The organism is Paenibacillus sp. NPDC057967 (genome assembly GCF_042887015.1).
Lineage (GTDB): Bacteria > Bacillota > Bacilli > Paenibacillales > Paenibacillaceae > Pristimantibacillus.
The window spans coordinates 520305-542733 of sequence record NZ_JBHVQB010000002.1 but is presented as its reverse complement, the minus strand read 5'-3'; the positions used below and the strand labels follow the sequence as shown (position 1 = coordinate 542733).

General features: G+C 51.9%; 17 protein-coding genes. 6 read left to right on the top strand and 11 right to left on the bottom strand.

Annotation, left to right across the window (positions count from 1 at the left end; all coding sequences use genetic code 11):
- Window positions 1–61: 61 nt before the first annotated feature.
- From rbsK to lplA, 3 genes are all read right to left on the bottom strand, one after another.
- Window positions 62–946: a ribokinase gene (gene rbsK, locus ACFVSO_RS06850; protein WP_387471433.1), complete on the bottom strand. Its 885-nt coding sequence runs from the start codon at window positions 944–946 to the stop codon at window positions 62–64.
- Window positions 947–959: 13 nt separating this feature from the next.
- On the bottom strand, window positions 960–1934 hold the full coding sequence (locus tag ACFVSO_RS06845) for a LacI family DNA-binding transcriptional regulator (RefSeq protein ID WP_387471431.1): 975 nt from the start codon (window positions 1932–1934) through the stop codon (window positions 960–962).
- Window positions 1935–2195: 261 nt separating this feature from the next.
- Window positions 2196–3188, bottom strand: coding sequence for a lipoate--protein ligase (gene lplA / locus ACFVSO_RS06840; RefSeq protein ID WP_387471429.1), 993 nt, complete (start codon window positions 3186–3188; stop codon window positions 2196–2198).
- 169 nt (window positions 3189–3357) lie between these two features.
- On the opposite strand from lplA, the gene ACFVSO_RS06835 reads away from it, so the two are divergent.
- Window positions 3358–4332: an aldo/keto reductase gene (locus ACFVSO_RS06835; RefSeq protein ID WP_387471427.1), complete on the top strand. Its 975-nt coding sequence runs from the start codon at window positions 3358–3360 to the stop codon at window positions 4330–4332.
- Between the two features lie 13 nt (window positions 4333–4345).
- Here ACFVSO_RS06835 and ACFVSO_RS06830 read toward each other — a convergent pair whose 3' ends face one another.
- Complete coding sequence (locus ACFVSO_RS06830) at window positions 4346–5059, bottom strand: DUF4085 family protein (protein WP_387471425.1); 714 nt, start codon at window positions 5057–5059, stop codon at window positions 4346–4348.
- A 92-nt stretch (window positions 5060–5151) separates the two neighbouring features.
- Window positions 5152–6138: a Gfo/Idh/MocA family protein gene (locus ACFVSO_RS06825; RefSeq protein ID WP_387471423.1), complete on the bottom strand. Its 987-nt coding sequence runs from the start codon at window positions 6136–6138 to the stop codon at window positions 5152–5154.
- A gap of 91 nt (window positions 6139–6229) precedes the next feature.
- On the opposite strand from ACFVSO_RS06825, the gene ACFVSO_RS06820 reads away from it, so the two are divergent.
- On the top strand, window positions 6230–7618 hold the full coding sequence (locus ACFVSO_RS06820) for a DUF5808 domain-containing protein (RefSeq protein WP_387471421.1): 1389 nt from the start codon (window positions 6230–6232) through the stop codon (window positions 7616–7618).
- A gap of 262 nt (window positions 7619–7880) precedes the next feature.
- Here the strand turns inward: ACFVSO_RS06820 and ACFVSO_RS06815 are convergent, their stop codons facing one another.
- Window positions 7881–8645 (bottom strand): AAA family ATPase, encoded by a 765-nt coding sequence (locus tag ACFVSO_RS06815; RefSeq protein WP_387471419.1) that lies wholly within the window; start codon window positions 8643–8645, stop codon window positions 7881–7883.
- Between the two features lie 44 nt (window positions 8646–8689).
- Window positions 8690–9199 carry a CYTH domain-containing protein gene (locus ACFVSO_RS06810; protein WP_387471417.1) on the bottom strand — a complete coding sequence of 170 codons (510 nt, stop codon included), beginning with the start codon at window positions 9197–9199 and terminating at the stop codon, window positions 8690–8692.
- Between the two features lie 162 nt (window positions 9200–9361).
- On the opposite strand from ACFVSO_RS06810, the gene thiD reads away from it, so the two are divergent.
- Together thiD and ACFVSO_RS06800 are read left to right on the top strand one after the other, a co-directional pair.
- Complete coding sequence (thiD, locus tag ACFVSO_RS06805) at window positions 9362–10183, top strand: bifunctional hydroxymethylpyrimidine kinase/phosphomethylpyrimidine kinase (RefSeq protein ID WP_387471415.1); 822 nt, start codon at window positions 9362–9364, stop codon at window positions 10181–10183.
- Window positions 10184–10266: 83 nt separating this feature from the next.
- Window positions 10267–11127, top strand: coding sequence for a DUF4358 domain-containing protein (locus ACFVSO_RS06800; RefSeq protein WP_387471413.1), 861 nt, complete (start codon window positions 10267–10269; stop codon window positions 11125–11127).
- A gap of 598 nt (window positions 11128–11725) precedes the next feature.
- Here ACFVSO_RS06800 and ACFVSO_RS06795 read toward each other — a convergent pair.
- The gene (locus ACFVSO_RS06795) at window positions 11726–14461 is read right to left on the bottom strand and encodes a hypothetical protein (protein WP_387471411.1); all 2736 of its coding nucleotides are present in this window, start codon (window positions 14459–14461) and stop codon (window positions 11726–11728) included.
- Window positions 14462–14649: 188 nt separating this feature from the next.
- Between ACFVSO_RS06795 and ACFVSO_RS06790 the strand changes: the two genes are divergently transcribed.
- Window positions 14650–15750 (top strand): ParB/RepB/Spo0J family partition protein, encoded by a 1101-nt coding sequence (locus ACFVSO_RS06790; protein ID WP_387471409.1) that lies wholly within the window; start codon window positions 14650–14652, stop codon window positions 15748–15750.
- Complete coding sequence (locus ACFVSO_RS06785; protein WP_387471407.1) at window positions 15732–16634, top strand: DUF421 domain-containing protein; 903 nt, start codon at window positions 15732–15734, stop codon at window positions 16632–16634. Before ACFVSO_RS06790 ends, ACFVSO_RS06785 begins: the two co-directional genes overlap by 19 nt.
- A gap of 100 nt (window positions 16635–16734) precedes the next feature.
- On the opposite strand, the gene ACFVSO_RS06780 is transcribed toward ACFVSO_RS06785, so the two are convergent.
- The 3 genes from ACFVSO_RS06780 to ACFVSO_RS06770 form a co-directional block, all read right to left on the bottom strand.
- Window positions 16735–18228: a DHA2 family efflux MFS transporter permease subunit gene (locus tag ACFVSO_RS06780; protein WP_387471405.1), complete on the bottom strand. Its 1494-nt coding sequence runs from the start codon at window positions 18226–18228 to the stop codon at window positions 16735–16737.
- Between the two features lie 44 nt (window positions 18229–18272).
- Entirely contained in the window at window positions 18273–20690 is a 2418-nt protein-coding gene (gene helD / locus ACFVSO_RS06775; RefSeq protein ID WP_387471403.1) for an RNA polymerase recycling motor HelD, read from the bottom strand.
- 854 nt (window positions 20691–21544) lie between these two features.
- Window positions 21545–22411, bottom strand: a complete 867-nt coding sequence (locus ACFVSO_RS06770) for a metallophosphoesterase (protein WP_387471401.1) — start codon at window positions 22409–22411, stop codon at window positions 21545–21547.
- Window positions 22412–22429: the final 18 nt, after the last annotated feature.

Sequence of the window (22429 nt, the reverse complement as noted above, 5' to 3'; positions counted from 1 at the left end):
TCCTAAAATGAAAATATAAAGTAAGCGATTCCAATGCATATATAAAACAGCCGCCGGGTCATTACGCCCGGCTCTTCATAAACGCTTCCACTTCTGCTGCTGTAGGCATTCCAGTCTGTGCGCCAAGCTTCGTTGTGGACATAGCTGCAACCGCGTTGCCATAGTAGCAAGCATCTCGGAGTGGCATACCTTTCGAAAGCGCAAGGGCCAGTCCTCCATTAAACGAATCCCCAGCTCCCGTCGTATCCACGACATTGATTTTGAAAGCAGGAATGTGGATATCCTCGCCGCCCTCACGAATCGAAACCCCTTGGCTTCCCTTCGTGACGATCAGCTTCCCATCCAGCTCCTCTTCGCTTCTCCCTTGTCTGAGCAATGTTTGTTCATGTTCGTTCGGGGTCAAATAATCGATATCATGAATGAGTTCAGACGGCAGCTCTTGAATAGGGGCCGGATTAAGAATGACAGTTACTCCGTTCTCCTTCGCGATCTCAACTGCCTTCTGCACGCCTTCCAACGGAATTTCCAATTGAACAATGAGAATATCGCTTGCTGCAATGGCCTCCCGCTTGGATTCAACGAATGCAGCCGTTACATAATTATTAGCCGCAGGCACAACAATAATACTGTTGTCCCCGTCAGCTACCACAATCGTTGCCGTTGCTGTCGAATCTGTAACCGGTTCCACATTGCTTACATTAACACCTTCGTTTTGCAGATGCTTCAGAATATGTTGGCCAAAATCATCGTTGCCAATACAACCGATTAATTGAACATGAGCTCCAAGCCTGGCGGCAGCTACTGCCTGATTAGCTCCTTTGCCTCCAGGATTCATTTGAAAACGATTGCCGAATAGCGTCTCGCCTACCTTCGGCACCTGGGAAGTAATCGTCACCAAATCCATATTAATGCTGCCTACAACTGTAATTTTGGGTTTCTGCTCCACTCCGGTAAACTCCTTAAGTAGAATTTCTCTCTATAAGCTCTACATCCAATTTATAATAAGTGTTCTCTATAGGTTGGTGTTCCATTAAACTAATCAGCATTTCAGCAGATACTTCTCCCAGTTTGTAAATAGGCTGAACAATCGTCGTTAGCTCCGGCGTCATGACTGTGGACAGCTTAATTCCGTCAAATCCGATAACGGCAAGCTCTTCAGGCACTTTCTTGCCAAGCTGGTGAGCGACTTTGAGCGCCCCAATAGCCATAATATCATTGGCGGCAAAGATACCGTCTATCTCCGGATGCAGACGCAGCAGCTCTGCCGTCGCTTCAATGGATGACTGCATATCGTAGTTTCCATTCACGACGTAGCTTTCTTTGAACCATGGCTCATTCGCAACGACTTCTTTGTAGCCTTCATAACGCTCTTCCGCATTGACAACGCCGTATGAGCCTCTGATGTGGCCGATGTTTTTGCACCCTTTGCTCTGCAAATAACGCGTAGCCATCATTGCGCCCTTCTTGTTCTCTACTACAATTGTCGGAAGTCCCTTGCTGATCTCTCGGTCAATGCTTACGACAGGAATGTTAAGCTCCTCAACCTGCTGAGCAGTCAGTGTATTGGAAGAAACAATAATACCGTTTACATATTGTTGTTTCAGTACATCCAAATAGGCTTGCTCTTTATCTCCATTCCCATCGGAATTGCACAGTATAACATTATAGCCAAGCTTAGTGGCCATATCTTCAACAGCCCGGGCAAGCTCGGTAAAGAAAGGGTTCATGATATCAGGAACAATTAAGCCAATCGTGCTCGACTGCTTCTTAAACAGGCTTCTCGCCACTTCGTTAGGCTTGTAGCTCGTCTCTTTGATGGCCTTTTCAACTGCTTCTCTCGTGCGCTGACCTACATAGCCTTTATCGTTCAGCACTCTGGACACCGTCGCAACAGATACGCCCGCAATCCTTGCAACGTCTTTAATTGAAGTCATGTTCTCACTCCACCCTGATAGGTAACCGGTTACACAATTAATATACACCTGATTATATCGTTAGTCAATATCTCAGATTTTGTCGGAATAGTGTCTGCCGAAGTTCACTGATATGTCAAAGAGGCCAGTCCGGCAAGCGACTGGCCTCTTTTTCTTGGTGATACGAAAATGTCATCCTAGCTGCATGCGAGTTTTTCGGCATGAAAGACAATCAAATCAGGCCGCATACATGCTTGCAAGATGTCCCTTCTTCTGGCCCTCTTACAGCAATAGCTCAAGCCATTGCTCCTTCGTAATCGCGCCAAAGTAGTACGGCAAATCCAGGCTATCTGTCAGTTCTCGCAGCGAGGCCGCATCATAGCGGGTTCCTGCTAGGCGTTCCGCAACCTCGGCGCTGTCGCCCCGGCCGAAGTAATCGCCATAGATTGCCGCTTCCGTAATCACGCCCTCTTCTACTTGCAGACGGACATCGAACGTGCCGACGCCTTCAATGCGTTTGCGCTGCTGCACGTTGAACGCAGGCGAGCGGCCATAGTTCCACTCCCAGCTGCGGTAGCGCTCGTCCGCCAGCTTGCGGACCTTATCCCAATCCTGCTGCGTCAGCTCGTATAGCGGAATCTCTTCCGAACCTTCAAACAGCGATTGAAGCAGCTTCTGCCTGAACTCCTCCGTCGTCATCGGTTCCTTCAAGAACTCAGATATGTTCGCCACACGGCTGCGGATCGACTTGGTCGACTTCGACACATACTTCTCGGCGTTCACCTTAAGAGCGGATACCACGTTTTCGATCTCGGAATCGAATAGAAGTGTGCCATGGCTGAACATTTTGCCCTTCGTATGGAATTGCGCATTGCCGGAGATCTTCCGCTCGCCGACCTGCAGGTCATTGCGCCCGGTCAACTCGGCCTCTACTCCCAACTTGCGAAGCGCGCTCACGACAGGCTCCGTGAACTTCTTGAAGTTATGGAACGAACCGCCGTCGTCTTTCATGATGAAGCTGAAATTCAGATTGCCAAGATCGTGGTAAACTGCGCCGCCACCAGACAGCCTGCGCACGACATGCAGGTTGTTGTCCTTCACATAGTCGGCGTTGATTTCTTCCACGGTGTTCTGGTTTTTGCCGATAATAATGGACGGCTCGTTAATATAGAACAGCAGATAGTCGTCTTCGTTCGGCAAGGAACGAAGGATGTATTCTTCAAGCGCCAGATTAAGCGCCGGATCGGTAATGCCGTTGTTGCTGACGAATCGCATGAGTCATCCTCCTTCACGTTGTCGAAGCCATGCTGGCTTGGCCGATATGACTTCGTTGGGCATGGCCTTAGGGAGATTATACCTGTGAGCGATGCTCCGGTTCAACCGGGATGGATTTTGCCGTGGACGAGGAGTAGAATGGGTAAAAACGAAGAGGAGCTGAATGGATATGGAATACCGTCGTTTGGGAGTTAGCGGGCTGAAGGTGTCCGCGCTGGGGCTTGGCACGAATGCATTCGGCAAGCGGTCCGACGAGCGTGCTTCAATCGATATCATTCATGAGGCGCTGGACAGCGGCATTACGTTCATCGACACTGCCAATATCTATGCCGGTTCAGAGTCGGAGCGAATTATCGGTGTGGCGCTGGAGGGCAGACGGCATGACGCTGTACTGACGACAAAGGCTGGCCTGCCGCGCGGCGCAGGCGCTTATGAACGCGGATCATCCAGGCGCCATCTGATGAGCGAGCTGGAGGGCAGCTTGCGTAGATTGCAGACGGATTACGTGGATTTGTATCAGATACATACCTTCGATCCCGAGACACCGCTGGAGGAGACGCTGCGGACGCTTGACGATATGGTCCGCTCCGGCAAAGTCCGGTATATCGGCGCATCCAACTACTATGCTTGGGAGCTCATGAAAGCACTCGGCATTAGCGATAAGCTGGGACTGAACGCGTACGTGTCTATGCAGACCAGCTATTCGCTTGCAGACCGGACGCCGGAGCGAGAGCTTATCCCGCTTTGCCTCGATCAAGGACTCGGCATCATCCCATACTTCCCGCTGGCGGGCGGCATTCTTACCGGCAAATATGCCTCGGCGCAGGATGCGCCGGAGGGCTCGCGCGCAGACACCGACCCCGGCTTCAAGCGGTTCATGGAGGATAAGAACCTGAAGCTGGCGCGCCAGGTGAATGAGCTGGCGGCGGAGCTGGGCACAACGGCAAGCACGCTGTCGCTTGCATGGCTGATGGCCCGCCCTGCGGTCTCGACGGTCATTGTCGGAGCGACGCGCGTCAGCCAGCTCCGCGACAATCTCGCCAGTGTAGACCTTAAGCTGAGCGCAGAGACGCTGGCTCGTCTGGACGAGATCAGCGAGCCGTTCAGACAAGGCGATCCGTTCGCGGTATACCGGCTGTCTTGATTCAGATGATCGATTAGTTCGACTGCCCGTTGCTGGAGCTTAAGTCAACAGCCGGCTCCGTTACGACACTCACGCGGCTTGCCCGGATGATGAGTTCATTCATGTCCTGCAAGCCGCTGCCTGCGTCTAGCAAAGCGCGCAGCTCGAAGCCATTGCCGCCTAAATCCAGCTCCTCGTAAAGCCAGTGATTATCGAGCAACGAGCTAAGCGATTCATAATGGGTCACCCCTTCGAAGCGAAGGAATAGGTGATCATGGCCAAGCATTGAGCCGCTGCCATCCAGCAGCAGCTCAATGCTTTTTTCATCTGCACTGATCGTTTCGGCGATGATCTTGGCATCATGGAGCCGATGAATGATGCTGCGCTCTTCAGGCAGCTCTGATTCAATGGACTTGTAGCGCGCCCAATACGCATCTCGCGCTTCATCCCATTCACGCTGAAGCTCTTGCCTCCATGCTTCGGCTCTCCTGCGGAATTCAGGTGACGGCATGCCCATTCTCTTCAAGTCGCCTTCGCCGCGCTGAATAGCTTCGTGCAACTCTTGCGGCATATGACGGGTAATGATGGGTTCCAGATAGGTATAGAAGGCGATCGATTCCGCCTCGTAATCCCTATCATTCTCCACATACCACTGCCTGTCGGCTGCATAATCCTCTTCGCTTTCATGAAAGACGAGAAAGCCTCGAATTTGCATCTTCCGGTACTGCTCCGCCGTGAAGTATTTCATCCTATTCCCCTCTTCTTATGAACGTCAAGCATGGCAAAAAAGGCCGGATACGAACTACCCTCGCTCGCTCCAGCCTCATGATCCATGCTTATCTATACGTTATCGGCTGGGTAGATAATGCCAAGCTGCCTTCTGGCTTCGTCCATAATCTCCATCGTAATAAGAGACACCTCATGCGTATTAACGGAGGACTCTCTCTTGCCTTCTTTCAGCAATCGGATAAATTCATCCAGCTCGTAGTACATCGAATGTTCGACCGTCGGTCTGGTCAGATCCTCTACCCGGCCGTCGCGCGTATGCAGCTCGATCCGTACCGGCTCGCTGATTTTATTAATGACCAGATTGCCGTCCTCGCCATGAATCTCATTCGGCAGTGTCGAGCTGGTAATCTTGGAATGCATCATCACCGCATCCATAGAGCCGTAGCCCAGAATGATGCTGCCTTCTCCGTCTACTCCGGTAGCCAGTTTATACCCATCCGCCTTGACCGTAAGGGGTCTGCCGAACAGGGCAACGGCGGGATAAATACAATAGATGCCGATATCCATCAGAGAGCCGTTGGACAGCTCTGGCTTGAACGCATTCAGCACTTCGCCGGACTTGTAGGCGTCATAGCGGGAGGAGTATTGGCAGAAGCTCGCAAAATAACGACGAACCGGCCCGATCCGCTCCAGATTGTCGCGTATCGCGCCAAAGCCCGGCATAAGCGTAGACTTCACCGCTTCCATTAGCAGCGTACCCGTGCGGTTCGCTGTATCGATCATCTCTCTCAGCTCGCGGGCGTTGGACGCTGCTGGCTTCTCGCACAAGACGTGAATGCCATGATTCATCGCGGTGATCGCATGTGGCGCGTGAAAGCTGTTAGGACTGGCTATGTAGACAGCATCTATCTCCCCGCTGGCGAACATAGCGTCCAGACTGGTGAAGCGATGAGGAATTTGGTGCTTGTCCGCGAAAGCCGCGGCTGTCTCTTCCGTACGGGAATAGACGGCTGTCAGGCTGAATTGGTCATGCAGCTTGGCCGCTGCGAGGAATCTTTCGGTAATCCAGTTTGTTCCGATAAGGCCGAATCGTATCATATTGAGCAGCTCCTTCTCATTTTGACAAAAACATATGTTCTATATTATATTGGGCGAGAGCATCAGAGATATCCTAACGGGAGGTAGAGTATTGGACACATTGATATTGCTTATTCCGGGTCTGATCGTATATATTACCGTTCTGCTTGTATACGGGACGCAGGCGAAGCCGAAAAACGGCATTCTGTTCGGCCTTAAGCTGCCTGAAGCGGCGCTCCAGGATTCGCGAATCGCCGCGCTCCAGGTGCAGTTCCGACAGTCATACCGCTGGTACGCCGTCGCCGGGCTGCTCGGTCTGGCGCCTTTGCTATGGCTCGGTTCCTATTTTTCTTTATCTTTCATCTACTTTATTTTGTGGGTCGCAGGCGTCATGTACACCTCCACCGTACCATTTAAAACCATCCATCACAAGACCGTCGCGCTAAAAAGGGATGAACAATGGTTCGTTGGCAAGAAGCGTTACATATCGGTCGAAAAGGACATTGCCCGGCTGGCTGCCATGAAGCCTTGGTCGCCCTATTGGTTCGCATTGCCCGCTGTTCTGAGCATTCCGCTGATCGCCCTGTCGATCTCGCATGACAATCCGCTGCTGCGCCTGACCGGCTTCGCTTCTTTGGCAATGACCGCCGTCTTGCTGCTGCTGTCGCTCAGCTTTACCCACGGCAAGCCGCGGGCCTACAGCCGGAATCCGGTCGCGAACAACGCCATTCATCATGCCGCGAGACGCTATTGGTCCACCCTTTGGCTCATTCTGGCGATATTCGAGGTCGCTAACGCATTTATCGCCTACAACGTATTATCCGAAGGTACAATGATCCATATCAATCTATGGATGGGCGGCATTGCGATGGTCTCGCTAGTCCCTCTGCTTGGCATCTATTACGTCCATAACCGCGTCAAAGAGCTGGAATACCGCTTCGGCAGCACCGATGGCAAGGGCTATCATGCGGAGGACGACGACCTGCATTGGCGGCATGGCTTGTCCTACTATAATCCACAGGATAAGTCCGTAATGGTCCAAAAACGCGTTGGCACTGGCACAACTGTCAATCTGGCTACCAAAGGCGGCAAGCGGATTTATTACGGAAGCTTCATATTGGTAGCTCTCGTCATTCTGCCTGTGACGTTCATGATGGTGCGCGCGGATTCCTCTCCGCCTAAATTGCTTATCAATGATCAAGGGATAGTGTCGATCAAAAACACCGAATACGACTACAGCTTTGCTATAGACGAGATCAAAGAGCTCACGCTTGAGGATGCTGTGCCGACCGGCTTCCGCTCGAACGGCATTGCGACATCCACCTTTGCAAGGGGCAACTTCAAGCTCGCCGAGCTCGGGCCTGCCAAGCTGTACGTATTCAAGAAAACGCCGCCGTACATTATCATGAAGCTCGACGATCTGGTTGTCATCTACAATGATGAAGAACCGGCCAAGACGAGATCGCTCTATCAAGAGCTGAAGAAAGCGTCGGGCCTTTAAAACGAATTGCTACTACCGTGCAACCCTATGACGCGCGATATCTCGAATGTTCTCATGATCGCGATCAGTTTCAATCAACCATCTGGAATCATACGCTCATTTTAAATAACATCAATAGGCTGGCCCTTCGGGGCCAGTTTTTTTCATTCCGCTGGCGGACGCAGTTGTATCCGATTATCGATGATTGTTTGCACCACGTGTCCTCGTTGGTCATGTTGGGGCCGAGCATAGGGGCACATCAAATACATGGCTCACACCGTCATCAGTCGAATCCCTCTTCCAGCAAATCCTTCAGCATCCGGTCCCGATTGTTCAGAAATTGTTTTGTAATGATGTAATGCTCCGTCTCTTCCCATGTCGTCGTCCCAATGCCGTCCGCTGACAATTCATAGATAATGGAATCCGGGTAGGCCATCACGATTGGCGAATGGGTCGCGATAATAAACTGGGAGTTATCCTGTATGAGATCATGCATGCGGGCGAGCAGCGCCATCTGTCTGGATGGAGAAAGCGCCGCTTCGGGCTCGTCGAGAATATACAGCCCGTTGCCGCCGAACCGGTGCAGAAAGGTCGAGAAGAACGACTCCCCATGCGATTGCTGATGGAGTGACTTGCCGCCATAAGAGGATATGATAGGGGGGCCGAGACCCTCGCGATCCATCTCATCAATGCTCGAAGCCAGATTGTAATAGCTCTCAGCCCGGAAGAAAAAGCCGTCCCGCGGCCGACTTGCTCCCCGCACCGGTTTCAGGTACTGGTGCAGCTCCGAATGCGTCGCCTCTGTTTGAAAGGTAAAGTTAACGGTTCCGCCCTCCGCATTAAAGCCGAGCGCCACTGCGATCGCCTCCATCAGCGTCGACTTTCCCGAACCATTTTCTCCGACCAGATAAGTCACTTTCGGGTGAAATTCCAGCTCGTCGAGCTCTCGCACCGCATTCAGGCTGAACGGGTATTGGCGGAAGGAAGGTACGTTATCCCGAAGCAGAGCAATTTTGCGCAGAAACCCGCTTCTTTTGTGAATGGACATTCATCAACGCTCCTCTCCTGTGTCCTTGGCTTTTGCTCGCTATCTTATTTCTCCTGCCATTTCTCGCCTTGCAGCTGCTTCCATACCGTCTTGTTGCTGTACTGCTTCTGCAAGCTGATGTCCTCGCCAAACCACTCCGGTGCCTGGAAGGCATTCGCCTCCTCCAAAGAAGGGAATTCTACCTCCAGCACGGACAATTGAATTTGGTCGTAATTGTCGATTTCAATCGTGCGCCCATTCCATGAGGCAGTGATCCGGTTTTTCGTCAGCGGCGTAAAGCCGAAGGCTTCGGTCACCTGAGCATACATACTCGCCGAGATGCTGTACTCCACTTCTCCTCTCACCAACCCGTTGCCGCTCTTGAACGTATGCGTGTGCGACACCTGTCCAGTTGCCAGATCGATTAACCTGCGAACCCTCAGTTCTTCATTTTCATCAATAGCCAAGTAAGTCTGCTCGATTCGTTGCTCCGATTGCAGGACCAGTTCTCCCGCTTCAATCTGCGCCTGCGGGTATTGCGGCAATAAAAACTTGCGCTCTATCTCCAATGACATACAAATTCACTGCTCCTCTATAATTGCTTATTCTCCAAACTACCAAATTCGCTTAACCGAATCAACAGCGCTTCCCCGACCTTTATAAAAAATACATTTCGATGGGAGCTTCACGCTGATACAATAATAGCTAATCTATGTGCAAGGAAAGGATATGCCACTATGCAACCTTCAACCGTCATTCACAAGGCGTTAACGATAGCCGGATCGGACAGCGGCGGCGGCGCCGGCATTCAGGCCGATCTGAAAACCTTTCAGGAGCTAGGCGTATACGGCATGTCTGCGATTACTGCCATCACCGCGCAAAATACGCTTGGCGTACAAGCCGTCTATCCCATGGAAGCCAGCGCCGTTGCCGAGCAGCTGCGCTCGTTAGGCGATGATCTGCCGCCAGATGCCGTCAAGACGGGCATGCTTGCCCATGCCTCAATCATTACTGCCGCTGCTGAGCAAATTGCCCATTATCGTTTCCCCCATCTTGTCATCGATCCCGTCATGATTGCGAAGGGCGGTACATCCCTGCTGCAACGCGAAGCTTTGTCAGCGCTGGTTAAGGAGCTGATTCCGCTCTCTTTCATGATCACGCCGAACATACCGGAAGCCGAGGAACTAACGGGAATGAGTATCACAAGCTTAAGCGACAGGGAGGAAGCGGCTCGGCGCTTGCATCAGATGGGCAGCGACTATGTCATGCTGAAGGGCGGGCATGATCCCTCTACAGGCGATCAGGTCGTGGACATGCTGTACGACGGCATGGCGTTCCACTATTGGGAGCAACGGCGCATCGATACTCGCCATACGCATGGGACGGGCTGCACCTTCTCCGCGGCCATCACCGCCGGACTGGCTCAGGGCATGACCGCTTATAAAGCGGTTGACCTTGCAAAAGCCTTCATTCATGCGGCGATCGAGCATTCCCTTGAGATCGGGGCAGGACACGGACCTACGAATCATTTTGCTTATCGTCGACTTCATGGGGATTGATAGCTATACTCTCATTTACTGCAACCTTTCACGGCATAGGACCGTCTAGTTGTTCGACTTCATGAGAATAAGGAGAGAACAGCATGATCAACAACAAGAAGTTATTCAAGACGGCAGCCGCTCTGACGATTGCATTATCGTTACTGGCTGGTTGCAGCAACGGTGACGGCAAAGAAGCTGGCAACGCAGATGCCAGCCCTAATGTGACCGCATCGGCAACGCCTGAAGCTACGGACAATGCGGGCAACGAAGACACGTCTTCTTCGCCAGAGCCGTCCGACGAGGCGGAGCTGCAAGCTAGCGAGAAGCCGACTGATGAAGACGCTGCAAAAGAGAGCGCCGCGCCATCCGCTACAACGAAGCCGTCTGCCGATGCGGCAGCAACGGCGAAGCCGACACCGAAACCAACAGCGAAACCAACCGTGAAGCCGTCTGAAAAACCAAGCACGAAGCCAACTGAAAAACCGTCGACCACTGTGCCAAGCCAGAAACCGTCGCCAAAGCCGACTGTGAAGCCTACCGAGAAGCCGTCGCAGAAGCCGGAAGTTTCTGATAAGGTGAAGACATCCGATATCATCGACAAAATTTTAGAGGATATTGAGCTGCCAGTGCTTATGTCCGTTTCAGGTGAACAGGTGAAGGACTCATATTATTTTGATCCGAGCGAACTTGTTGCAGAGGGTTCGTATCATCAAGCGATGATGAATACAAAAGCTACTGAGCTGGTGGTTGTGAAGCTGAAGTCGGACAAGCATTATGAGGCTGTTAAGGAAGGTCTGACCAAGCGCGCCGAAGACATCATCAAGACGTTCTCGCAATATTTGCCAGACCAGCACGAGGATGCGAAGAACTACCAGATTGTGCGCCAAGGCAACTACGTGATGCTATCGATCTCCCATGATCAAGCAGGGATTAAGAAGGTATTCGAAAGCTTCTTCAAATAAGCTAGTTTGTGCCTGAAGCTGCAATATACATAAAGAGGCTGTCCCCAGGGTCAACGATGGACCTTACGGGACAGCCTCTTTCGCTTATTTCGCCGATTGAGTCCATTTAGTGGTGCCACACAACACTATTCCGCTCGTATCGCCGATTTAGCACATTTAGTTGTGCCACACAACGCTATTTCGCTCGTTTTGCCGATTCAGCAAATTTAGTGGTGCCACACAACACTATTCCACCGAGTTTAACCGATTATTTCACTCATCCCGCCCGATAGCGGGCTTGCAGGTCGATTCCATCGACCTAATTCATTCCCATCGCCCGACGGCGAGCCTTTAAGTCGGTCTCATCGACTTATTCCTCCATCTCGCCCGATGGCGAGCTTGCAGGTCGATTCCATCGACCTAATTCATTCCCATCGCCCGACGGCGAGCCTTTAAGTCGGTCTCACCGACTTATTCCCACCATCCCGCCCGAGAGCGGGCTTGCAGGTCGGTCTCATCGACTTATTCCCCCATCTCGTTCATCAGCGCACTTTTAATCCACTTTCTCGCAATTGAGTGGACTCGTCCCCTCAACCGCGGGCAACGAAATACATCCAACCTAGCGCTCCAGAGCATCTGGAATAACCAGTCCGTTGTACCCTTTCATGCCCAGGTCATTGTCAAGCTCCTTGTAGCCTTCCTGATACTCGGTTTCCAGCATGCCGAAGTCATGAAATATCCATTCAAATTCGTCCAACTTCAAGATCGCCTCCAAATGGGCCGCCCACCCAATCGAGTAAAATAAATTGAACGTAAACGTCACTCGAATGTTGCCGTACTCGTCATACCGTGCGTTAATTGGCTGCCAAGCAAATGCGCGGGACGGAGTTCCTGCTTTCTCCAGCTTGACAAAGTCAGTCTTGAGCCGCTGAAAGCCAGGGTTGTTCCAAGCCTTCTCTGTGAAAAGCGAACGCAGCTTCACCTTATCCATTTTACCTTCCGGCAACGCAATATCAGTCAAACCAAGCGCCTGCTCCAGACGATTCGCATATCGTTCTACAACTGTCCGGATGCTCTCATCTTCCCTCGTCCGATCCTTCAGTTCAGTCAACGTAAGGGACTTCGTCTTCACATCCGCCTTCCAAGCCAACTCAACACGCTTTTCTCCCATGTACGACTGGAGTATCATCGATTGCCCCGAGGTCCCTGTCGCGGTTTCTGTATCAATCATACCGATAGTATCCGCCAACTGAATGCCCCCAGGACCTGCATAGCGAAAGGTAAGTGGCGTCGCTTCACCGTTCTCAGTGACTGCGTATGCGTACACATTAGTGAACTTTTCGCCATAACTTTTGCCGATCCGTTGTTGATGCGTCTTCAATAAAATCAGATCAAAACCATCAAAAGATAATACCTTCATCTCACCAACAGGTCGCTCTAGCTCAAACGCCACTTTTTCCAAAGAAGGAAGCCTGATTTTTTTGCCAGCGGTATTGGTGAATTCCACATCGTATCGACCATAATACTGCCGTGCTCCCTTATAATGTTCAAGTTCCCATTCCGAAGACCGTATTCGCAGCGTCCCGTAACGGCTCTTGCCAAGCGCGCGATTTTCATTCCCAGGAAGACTAATCAGAGTGTCGCTGTTTTCGTTCCACCACTCATTACCTCTGAGACGAACAAGCTCACCCGAGAGAATGGGCAACCCTTCATCATTGAGTTCCGGTTCTGGCTTCGTATTGAAGAAAAGGAACGAGCTTTCCCCACGATCCTCCAGCATGAGCCAGTCTCCGAGCGCCTGGCGCAGCTGTTGTTCTGACGAGCTTGTGCTATATACCAGACGGAGTGACTTAGCCTCATCATCCCATTCAAAAATGCGCTGTTGCATGTCAGCATCGGAGACGTCGATATAGAGCTGCCCGCCGCTCTGATGCGTCCGCCCTTTCACATCGGGTGTCCATATCTTCATATTCTTATGGTCGACATACACGAATGCCTTGGAATCATAGGTCCCTCCAGCCATCCTGAGGGTTACCGTCTCCCCATTCGCCAGCTTGCCTGCGTCCTGCTCCTTGCGGTAGGCTGTTAGCTTCCCTGTACGCAAATCGTATTCTTTATAGACGATATCTCCCTTGCTCCAGCCTCCGCTCGTCCTCTGAACTGGGCGGTAGCTCTCTACCAGCAAGCGATGCTCATCCAGCCAATTATAAATGCTGAGCCTCTCTCCTTTCGCGGCATGAAGCACACGCGACCTCTCTCCGTTCGAATCATAGAAAGCGATTTGCTGCGCGAAAACAACCGGGCCGCTGTCATACCAGACCCCCATTTCATCGCCTTTCTTCGCATATTCCAGAAAAAAACGGGTGCTCTCTTTATTCCATACCAGTCCGGAATCCGACAACTGCATCGTATCGTCTATACTGAACAACTTAAGCACCTTGCCGCTTTTCGAATCCGCGACCATAAAGTGGTTGCTTACAAAGATAGGGTCCTTCCCCGTAAAAGAGTAGGCGAATCTCTCCAGGTCAGGTGTCGGATTCATGAGCGGCCTGGACGGGCCACCGCTGCCGGCATCACCCGTCGCAGGATAGGTCTGACCTCTATGCCCAATAAGCTTGAATGCTTCCATGTCCATCTGCCATCTCTTGCCTTCATAGCTCGTCAGCATGACCTCAACTACATGTCCGTCCTCATTCCATTCATAGTGGGCACTCAGCAGAAAGTCACGTTCTTCATCACTATCGGGATGAACCTTCCAAAAGGGCGGCAGCGTATGGAAATTTCCACTACCTAATTGAACGACAACAAGCTGGTATTGTATGATCTCCCCTTCTTTCAGCCGTCTAATAAACATCACTTCATGCTCGTTCAAAATCTTGACCTTAGGATAGTAATAGTGACCTGTTCCAACTTCCTCCATGTACAAAGGGTATATATCCAACTTGGCGGAATTCGGCCTCACGACAGCCAGGTCATACCGCTTCACCCAGCCCAGTTCGGAATCGCCGGAGTCTATCTCCCGTTCCACCACATGAACGGAAATATCCCCTAGCGCATCTTCAGCTACACTGCTGGCATTTAGGGCTTTGCCTTTATCCAGTACCAAACGGATGCCGCCTATCGCTGGTTGCAGGTAGGCGTTCAGCGGCGGAATGGGGTCTTGGTTACCTCCCTCCCCTACGATATCTGACGGAGGCAGCGTTACCTGTTCTGGTGCAATATCTATAGAAACCGGAGCTTTTGTGTCATTCACTACAAGCTGCTGCTCATCCCTCGGTCTCTCTAGAGCCGGAATAATCAGAAGCAATATAATAACGGCAGATACCAGCGCCATCAAGATCATTTGTCGATTCATCCATCTTCTCCTTATGCTCTTAGTGATGCTTGCAGCCTAGTAGACGGAACAAATCTTGAAATTGTTACACTTTTTTACAAATCCATCATTCCGGGTCCAATTTCTTCTACATGTCCAGCCCTTCCTGGTATATAATAGGGTCGTCCCACTCGGACGTCTCCATACGAGAATGACAGATACGAAGGAGAATGAACGTGGATATCATTGAACTTCCGATTGCACTAATTGATGAAGACCAAGACCAGCCCCGATACCAATTCGACGAGGAAGCCCTGCAAGAGCTCATGCGCAGTATTGAGGAGCTTGGCTTGCTGTCTCCGATCAAAGTAAGAACAACCGCTGACGGACGCTACAAAATCATATATGGGAACAGACGCTACAAAGCGACTGAACGCCTTGGACGCGCCACGATTCCTTGCATCGTATCCAATACGACCGATGAAATGGAAATCTATCTGGAGCAAATCGCAGAGAACCTGACCCGTGAAGGCTTCTCGCCGATAGAAGAAGCGGAAGCTTTCGATAAACTTATGAATGATTCCAGATTCCGCAGCTCGCTGAAGTTTTTGGCAGCCAAGCTCGGGAAGCCGGAAAGCTATATTAAAAATAAATGCGAGCTGCTGAAATTCAGCAATGCCGTAAAAAAACTGATCGTCAGCGGTATCGAGATCCGCAAGGACAAGCTAACGGAAGATCAGCTCATGCCGCTGAAGGATCTGCCTATGGAGCACCGTGATCCGCTGGCGCTCATTGCCGCCCGTGACGAGCTTCCCGTCAGCGACGTGAAGAAGATTGCGAAGCTGTTCAAGGACAAGACCATCTCGGACAACACCAAAGAAAAGCTGCTGCTGAAGTCAGGGCCAGGCCTTATCGAGACCTGGTCGGTGTATGAGCAGAACCGGAAGGAACGCGCCCGCCAGCAAGAGGAGCCGAAGCCGCAGAAGCCAGCAGCCCCAAGCTCCCAATCCGATGCTTCAAGCGCAGCACCTAGCGTGACGCCGCCAGAGAACAAACCGGCCGCTCCTGCCAGCCCGGCTCCCACAGGACAAGCGGAGACTACTGCAAATTCAGTCACTGCGCCAGCAGCACAAGCCGCGGCCCCATCCGCCAGCGCGCAGCCTGCCGAATTGCTAGCGCAATTGCAGACGCAGCTGAAGCGGCAGGATGAGCTTGCGAATCAGCTCATCGCGCTCGATAAAACAAACGGCGGAGTGCTGTTCCCGCACGAAATTGACGATATTATCTCGCAATTAGAGAAGCAGATCGCTCAATGGAAAGCGTTGCTGTAACCCATCACAGGCTGCCTGGAGTCTTCCCGCTCCGGGCAGCCTGTTCTTTTTTTCATAGACCGCAATCGCCTCTCGTCTGTGCATATTTCCCATCCCCGATGAGCACCTTATTCTGGGAATGGGTGGAGAATGCCCCGTTCCATATTGCCCTACGGGAGGGATGCAAGCTGGCTATTCTCAAAGATTCGCTGCTCGTGATCGGCCGCATCTATACCATCTATCCGTTGCTCCTGGCCATCACCTTGTTTATGGGCAGACGTTCGATCGGACAGCTCCCTGTCTTCGACTTCCTGATCTTCTTGTCGCTCGGCTCTGTGGTGGGCGCCGATATTGCCGATCCGAAGGTCCAGCATATCCATACCGCCGTAGCGATCATAGCCATTGCCATCATGCAGAAGCTGTTTTCCTATTTGCTGATCAAAAGCGGCAAGTTCGGGAAGTGGATGACGTTCGAGCCCGTCGTCGTATTGAAAGACGGCCAGTTCCTTCGCTCCAACCTTCGCAAGCTCCAATATAGCGTGGACGATATTTTGCGGATGCTGAGGGAACAAGGCGTATTTGATGCCGCACTGGTTGAGGTGGCGATACTGGAGGGCAATGGCGAGTTAAGCGTGCTGAAGAAAGCGATCCATCAAGAAGCGACGCCTTCTATGCTCGGCGTTCCGAACGGAACACTCGGACTCTCCTACGCGGTCATTAAAGAAGGAAGGCCTCAGCTGCTCACGCTTGGCGCTCTTCAGCTTACTGAGGACTGGCTGGAGCATAAGCTTAACAAAATGAACCTCCGAATAGAAGACGTCTTCTTCGCCTCCTTGGACGAAAGCAAAGAACTGACCGTCACATCCTATCGTCAGGAACCGAAAATAAACGCTTTTTTCCGTTAAATGTGGTTCGGACAAATAAAGTAACCTGATCAGCAAAGGAGCCTTGGCCGACTAATGGCCAAGGCTTTTTGCATACGAGCGAATGAGATCCGGTACGCGATTAATGCCCCATAATCGCGGGGTCCGGATTGTCCACGCCCGCGACTCTTGCTTCTTCCTGCGGCTTCGGCTTGCGCAGAAGGAGTGATAATGCAACAGCCGCGGTCACGAGGCACGCGGACAGGAAGAACGTATCGCCGTAGCCCGCGACGACGGCGGTCAGCGGATTGGCGTCTGCTCCCGCACTTGCGGCATGGGAGGCAATTTGCGACGTTAGATAACCCGTCAAGCCCGCAACCGCAAATGAGACGACGACTTGCTGAGCGGCTGTGGTCAGCGGTGTAACGCGGCCCACCAGATGACGAGGCGCAGCGTTCAGGACATGCGTGTTGAGCGGCATCATGGAGAACCCCATGCCAAGACCCATCATGCAGATGCACGCGATAATCTTCCATAACGGGGTATCCACCGAGATACCAGATAGAATATACAAGGCGACGGATACTACGGTAAATCCGGCAATGGCGAGCGGGCGAGCCCCAATCTTGTCGAACAGCCGGCCGCTGATTGGCATGCCTATTGCCGCACAGAGCGCATAAGGCATCAGGATCAAGCCCGCTTCCAGCGCAGAGTAATGCATGACGCCTTGCAGATACAGCGGCACGATCAGCATGGCCCCGAACAGAGCGAGCTGAACGACCCACGTCAAAATGATGCTGCGAGTAAAGTCCGACGACTTGAATACTTTCAGCTCCAGCAGCGGCTGCTTCTGCCTCAGCTCCACAATGATAAAGAGGATGAGCGCCACGCCGCCAACGCTCAAGCCTGTGATCGTCGATACGCTAGACCAGCTTGTGCCGCCTTCGCTTACACCGTATGCCAGCATGGAGAATGCGACTGGTGCGAGGCACATGCCCACGATGTCCAGATGCGGCGCCGCTTGGCGGTCGGATTTCGGCAAATATTTGTACCCAAGAATAAAAGCGATAATGCCGATCGGCAGATTAATGAAGAAAATCCAGTGCCAGCTGACCGAATCGACCAGCCAGCCGGACAGCACCGGACCGAACGCCGGTGCTACCAGCAATGGAATGCCGAGTACGCCCATGATCGATCCGCGGCGCTCTGGGGGCGCGAGCTTGAACACCATCGCCATCCCGATCGGGCCTACCATCCCGCCGCCCAAGCCTTGAATAATACGGAATAGGATCAGCTGTTCCGGCGTTTGCGCAATTCCGCACAGGACGGAGCCGATCGTGAACAGAGCAATCGTCGTTATAAAAATGTGCTTGGAGCCGAATTTATCGGTCATCCAGCCTGCAAGCGGGATAACGGCGGATAGAGCCAGCGTATAGCCGGTGACGGTCCATTGGATCGTCTTCAAATCGGTGTCGAAGTAATCTACGAGCTTCGGAATAGCATTATTGACGACAGTGCTGTCGAGAATCACCATGATCATGCCAGCAATAATCGCGATAAGCGGAGGCAGAATCGCTTTCAACGAGAAGCCGTCCCCGCCGGCTGCCGCCGGTTTGGTTTGCGTAGGAGTGGACATAGATCCCTGCTTTCTGCTCAGCGAGCTTGATATGGGTAAAATGATTAATGCGTTGCTTGCTCATACAAATCCGCAGGCAATGTCTGCACGAATGGCGACCAATCGCCCGTCGTATATAGATGAAGCCGGTGCATCGCCCGCGTACATGCCGTATACAGAAGCTTCCGCTCGTTATCTCGTCCGTAAGCTTCGAGAGAAGCATCACAGACCAGGACGGCATCAAACTCTACGCCCTTGGCGAGATACACAGGAATGACCATTACGCCTTTCTCAAAGTCCGGCGTTTCCTTCGTAATGAGTTGCAAAGCTTCGACGCCATGAATCCGCAGCGATTCATAGACCTCCCGGCTTTCGGCTGCGGTCTTCGTAATGATGGCGATGGAGTCGTAGCCTTCCGCCTTGAGCGAAGCGATATCTGCCGCCATTTGCTCATCACGCTTCCCCCTGCCGTCCAGTTGGAACAGTAGTGGCTTCCGGCCTCTCCGATCGAACGGTTCTATTTCTTCCCCTCCCGGAAGCATCGATTTTGTAAATTCAACAATTTCTCTCGTCGAACGATAGCTGCGCAGCAAGCGGACCAGGCTGGTTTCATCCTTGCCAAAAAGACGAACGAGCGGCGAATCGGGCGAGTCCAAGCTTGTAGCCTGCATGTAGATCGCCTGCCCGAAATCGCCGAGCACCGTCATCCGGGCACGGGGAAACAGCTTTTTCAGATACTCATATTGGAACGGCGAATAGTCCTGTCCCTCATCGACAAAAACATGCCGAATCTCCGTGTTCGTCCGAACGCCTTCGATTAGCTCCTTCAAGTACAAATAAGGAGTCGCATCCTCATAAAATAAAGCTTGCTGATCCAGCCTTTCTCTGGTTTGCTTGCAGATGTCAGGCCATAAATCAGGAAGCTCTGCCGTATTGGTCCTCTCGCGATAAGCGACCTCACCCTTGAACAATTGGCTGTATATGCCTTTGACATCTACAAACGAGAACTTCCTCACGGCTTTCCTAAGCGGTTTGAAGCTTTCTTTCGCCACCATGCGGCGAAGCAGCTCCTCTTCTTTCGAAGCGAAGTCAAAGTCGGCTTCATCTTCCCGGCGCTTGTTGGTCAGCTTCTCGCGAACAGAGGTGAAATGCTCCGTAAGGTCGAATAGCTCCTTCTCTTTATGCAGCGTTTGGAAGGCCTCCGCATACTGATCGGCGTCGAGATAATTCAACTCTTCTTCTACCCAAGGCGCTTCCCGTTCCTTGCGCTCCAGCGAGGCCAGTTCATTCAGCAGCCATTCCTGCAACAGAGCGATTCGATTAAACAACGGCAGGGTACGTTCATACTCGTAAAATTTCGTCCGCATTTGCTCTGCCGTAATCAGATTGCGGTTCCGAAAGCGAATGCCGTTGAAGCGCATGCCTTTCTGCCCCAGCCAATTCCCATAGCTCTGCAGGTCTTGCAGGAAAGCTTCGGATGACTTGTATTTCATCCCTTGAAGCCGAGCTTCATACGATGGCTCTCCTTGTGCAGTCAGTACATATTCCATCTGATCAAAGGGGTCCTCCGGCTGCAGCGAGGAACCTAACCAATAGTCGAGATATTCTTGAAACGTCGTCTGCTGCATATTCTCTTCGCCGAGCTCCGGAAGGACGGTAGAGATATAACTGGCAAACATCGTATTTGGTGAAAAAAGCACGATCCCATCAGCTTTAATCGTTTGGCGATGTTTGTACAGCAGGTAAGCCACCCGCTGCAAGGCCGCAGAAGTTTTGCCGCTGCCGGCCGCCCCTTGTACGATCAGCATCCGGCTTGTGTCATTGCGGATGATGGCGTTCTGCTCCTTCTGGATCGTGGCCACGATACTCTTCATCTGCGAGTTTGCACCTTTGCCGAGCACTTGCTGCAGCAATTCATCCCCAATCGTTTCGCTCGCGTCAAACATGTTGCGGATTTGACCGTTTTGAATCTGATACTGCCGTTTGAGCTCCATCGTCCCTTCGATTTCTCCGGATGGCGTCACATAAGACGCCGGACCGGGAGAGCAGTCGTAGTACATGCTCGCGATTGGCGTACGCCAGTCATAGATCAAGAAGCTCAATCCGTCTTCGTCAACGAAGGAAGAAACGCCAATATAGATTTGTTCGCTGAGGCCAAGGCTATCCTCCTGAAAGTCTATGCGTCCAAAATACGGAGACGGGAGCAGACGGTTCATGTTTTTCCATTGCTGCATCAGCAGCTTGTGGCCGCGCTCCCGCTCGGCCAATATGGCGGACTGCTGATTAATCGAGTAGAAGCTCTCTTCGAAATCTTCGTATGTGCTTGTGTTAATCGTCACTTCTTCCCAAAACCGCTTGCGGATATCTGTAGCCTGATCGCTCAGTCCGGCAACCTCCGGCTCCAGTTCAGTGATTCTCGCTTGGAGGTTGTTCCTGACCCGCTTCAGCCGCTCCTGTTCCTGCTGCCAAACCTTCGCTTCCATCTCTCTGAACACTCTCCTTTTTCCTTTTTATGGATTTTGAAAAGAGCATTGACAAAACAAAGTTCAAGATGTACAATTAAAGTGGGAATAAAACTGGATACACACTTGATTTAATTTGTCAATGACGCTATCGATTATATCATAGCGCTATTTTGCATTCAATTGATTTTTTTCTGTTATTTTCTGACACGTTCAGCCTTAATCTGAATGATCGCCATTTTAGATATATGACCCTGCGGTAAACAACAAAAAGAGGACCCTTGAATAGATCAAGGGTCCTCTTTTTGCATAAGCACTGAATCCTAATAGGCGATGTTTCCGTTCGGGGATCGAACTTTTTTCACCTTACAAATACGGCAAGTGGAAGGCCTGCCCAACATTTGTAACGAAACTGAAATATTACGTTCATCCTCCATTAATGAAAGGGGCATATAATAGAACTCGACCCCCTTTTTTATAATATAAACTTTTTGGCCCGCTGCCCGTTGCAGCGGGTCCCTTTTTGCTTCTATACAGTGTTGCCTTTGCACGGCGAGCGCGGGACTTGCGCATCTCGCGCCTTCGTCTCGATACGCTCGCCGTGCTTTCTCCCTCATTTTCTTCATCTGCTTCTTCGGGAGTCTCCGTCGCTACCGTATTGGTGCTGGGTGCGTACTGCCGTATATTCCCGAATATTATCGTACCTTCATTCCTGAAGATCTGCACATTTCCGAGGCAACAGGGCATAAGATCATCCGCCTTCTCTATTCATCTATTACGCCATATACGCTAGCGTATGCGGATGATAGAACGGACGAATTGGCGATTCCTACAGGTCATTCGCCTCTTTTCCCGGCAATTGTTCCCGTCGCTCTCTACCCCGCCGCTTGCGGGGTCAACTCCACCAGCACAATCTCGGGCTGATTGAATAAACGAAGCGGGAAGCGGCTATTGCCGAGGCCGCGGTTGACGATCATCGCACTGTCGCCAATCTCGTGCATGCCCTCTGTCCAAGCAGGCCACATGCCTTGGCCTGGTGCGAACACGCCGCCCTTGAACGGAACACGAATCTGGCCGCCATGGGCATGTCCCGTCAAGCTCAGGTCGATTCCATTCTCCGCATAGACCGGGAACAGCTCCGTGCGATGGGACAGGAGCACTGTGAAAAGATCGGAGCCGTCCGCATCCGCTAGAGCTTCGGTCAGATGGGCATTCATCTTGTCCGCATCGCCGTCGCCCTTGTGGTTATACGTAGGATCATCTACTCCAATCAACCGGAATTCGCCATCTCCAAGCGGAATATCCTCATGAGCGTTCTTCATAATGTGGACGCCAAGCGCAAGCAGGCGCTCCTCTAAATCCGAAGAGTATTCCTCAGCTCCCTGTTCATGATTGCCCCTCGCGAAGTAAACCGGTGCAATCTTCGCCATGCCCTCCATCAATCTGAAGCTGGCCTCGCCGTCATAATGATTCCGGTCTACGAGGTCGCCTGTCACCACGATGATATCGGGCTCCAGCTTCTGCACCTTGCGGATCAGCGGACGCTGCTCCTTGCCGAACTCCTTGCTCTGAAGATCGGACAGCTGCACGATGCGGTACGAATCGAAGCCGTCCGGCAGCTTGTCGCTTGCGACCTTATAGGTCGTTACGACGATTGAATTGTTTTGCGCGTACAGAAAGTAAATGCACAGTACAATGGCAGCAGGCAAATAGATAAGCAACCATCTCTTTGTTCTGCTCATCTCTCCACCTCCTCTTTC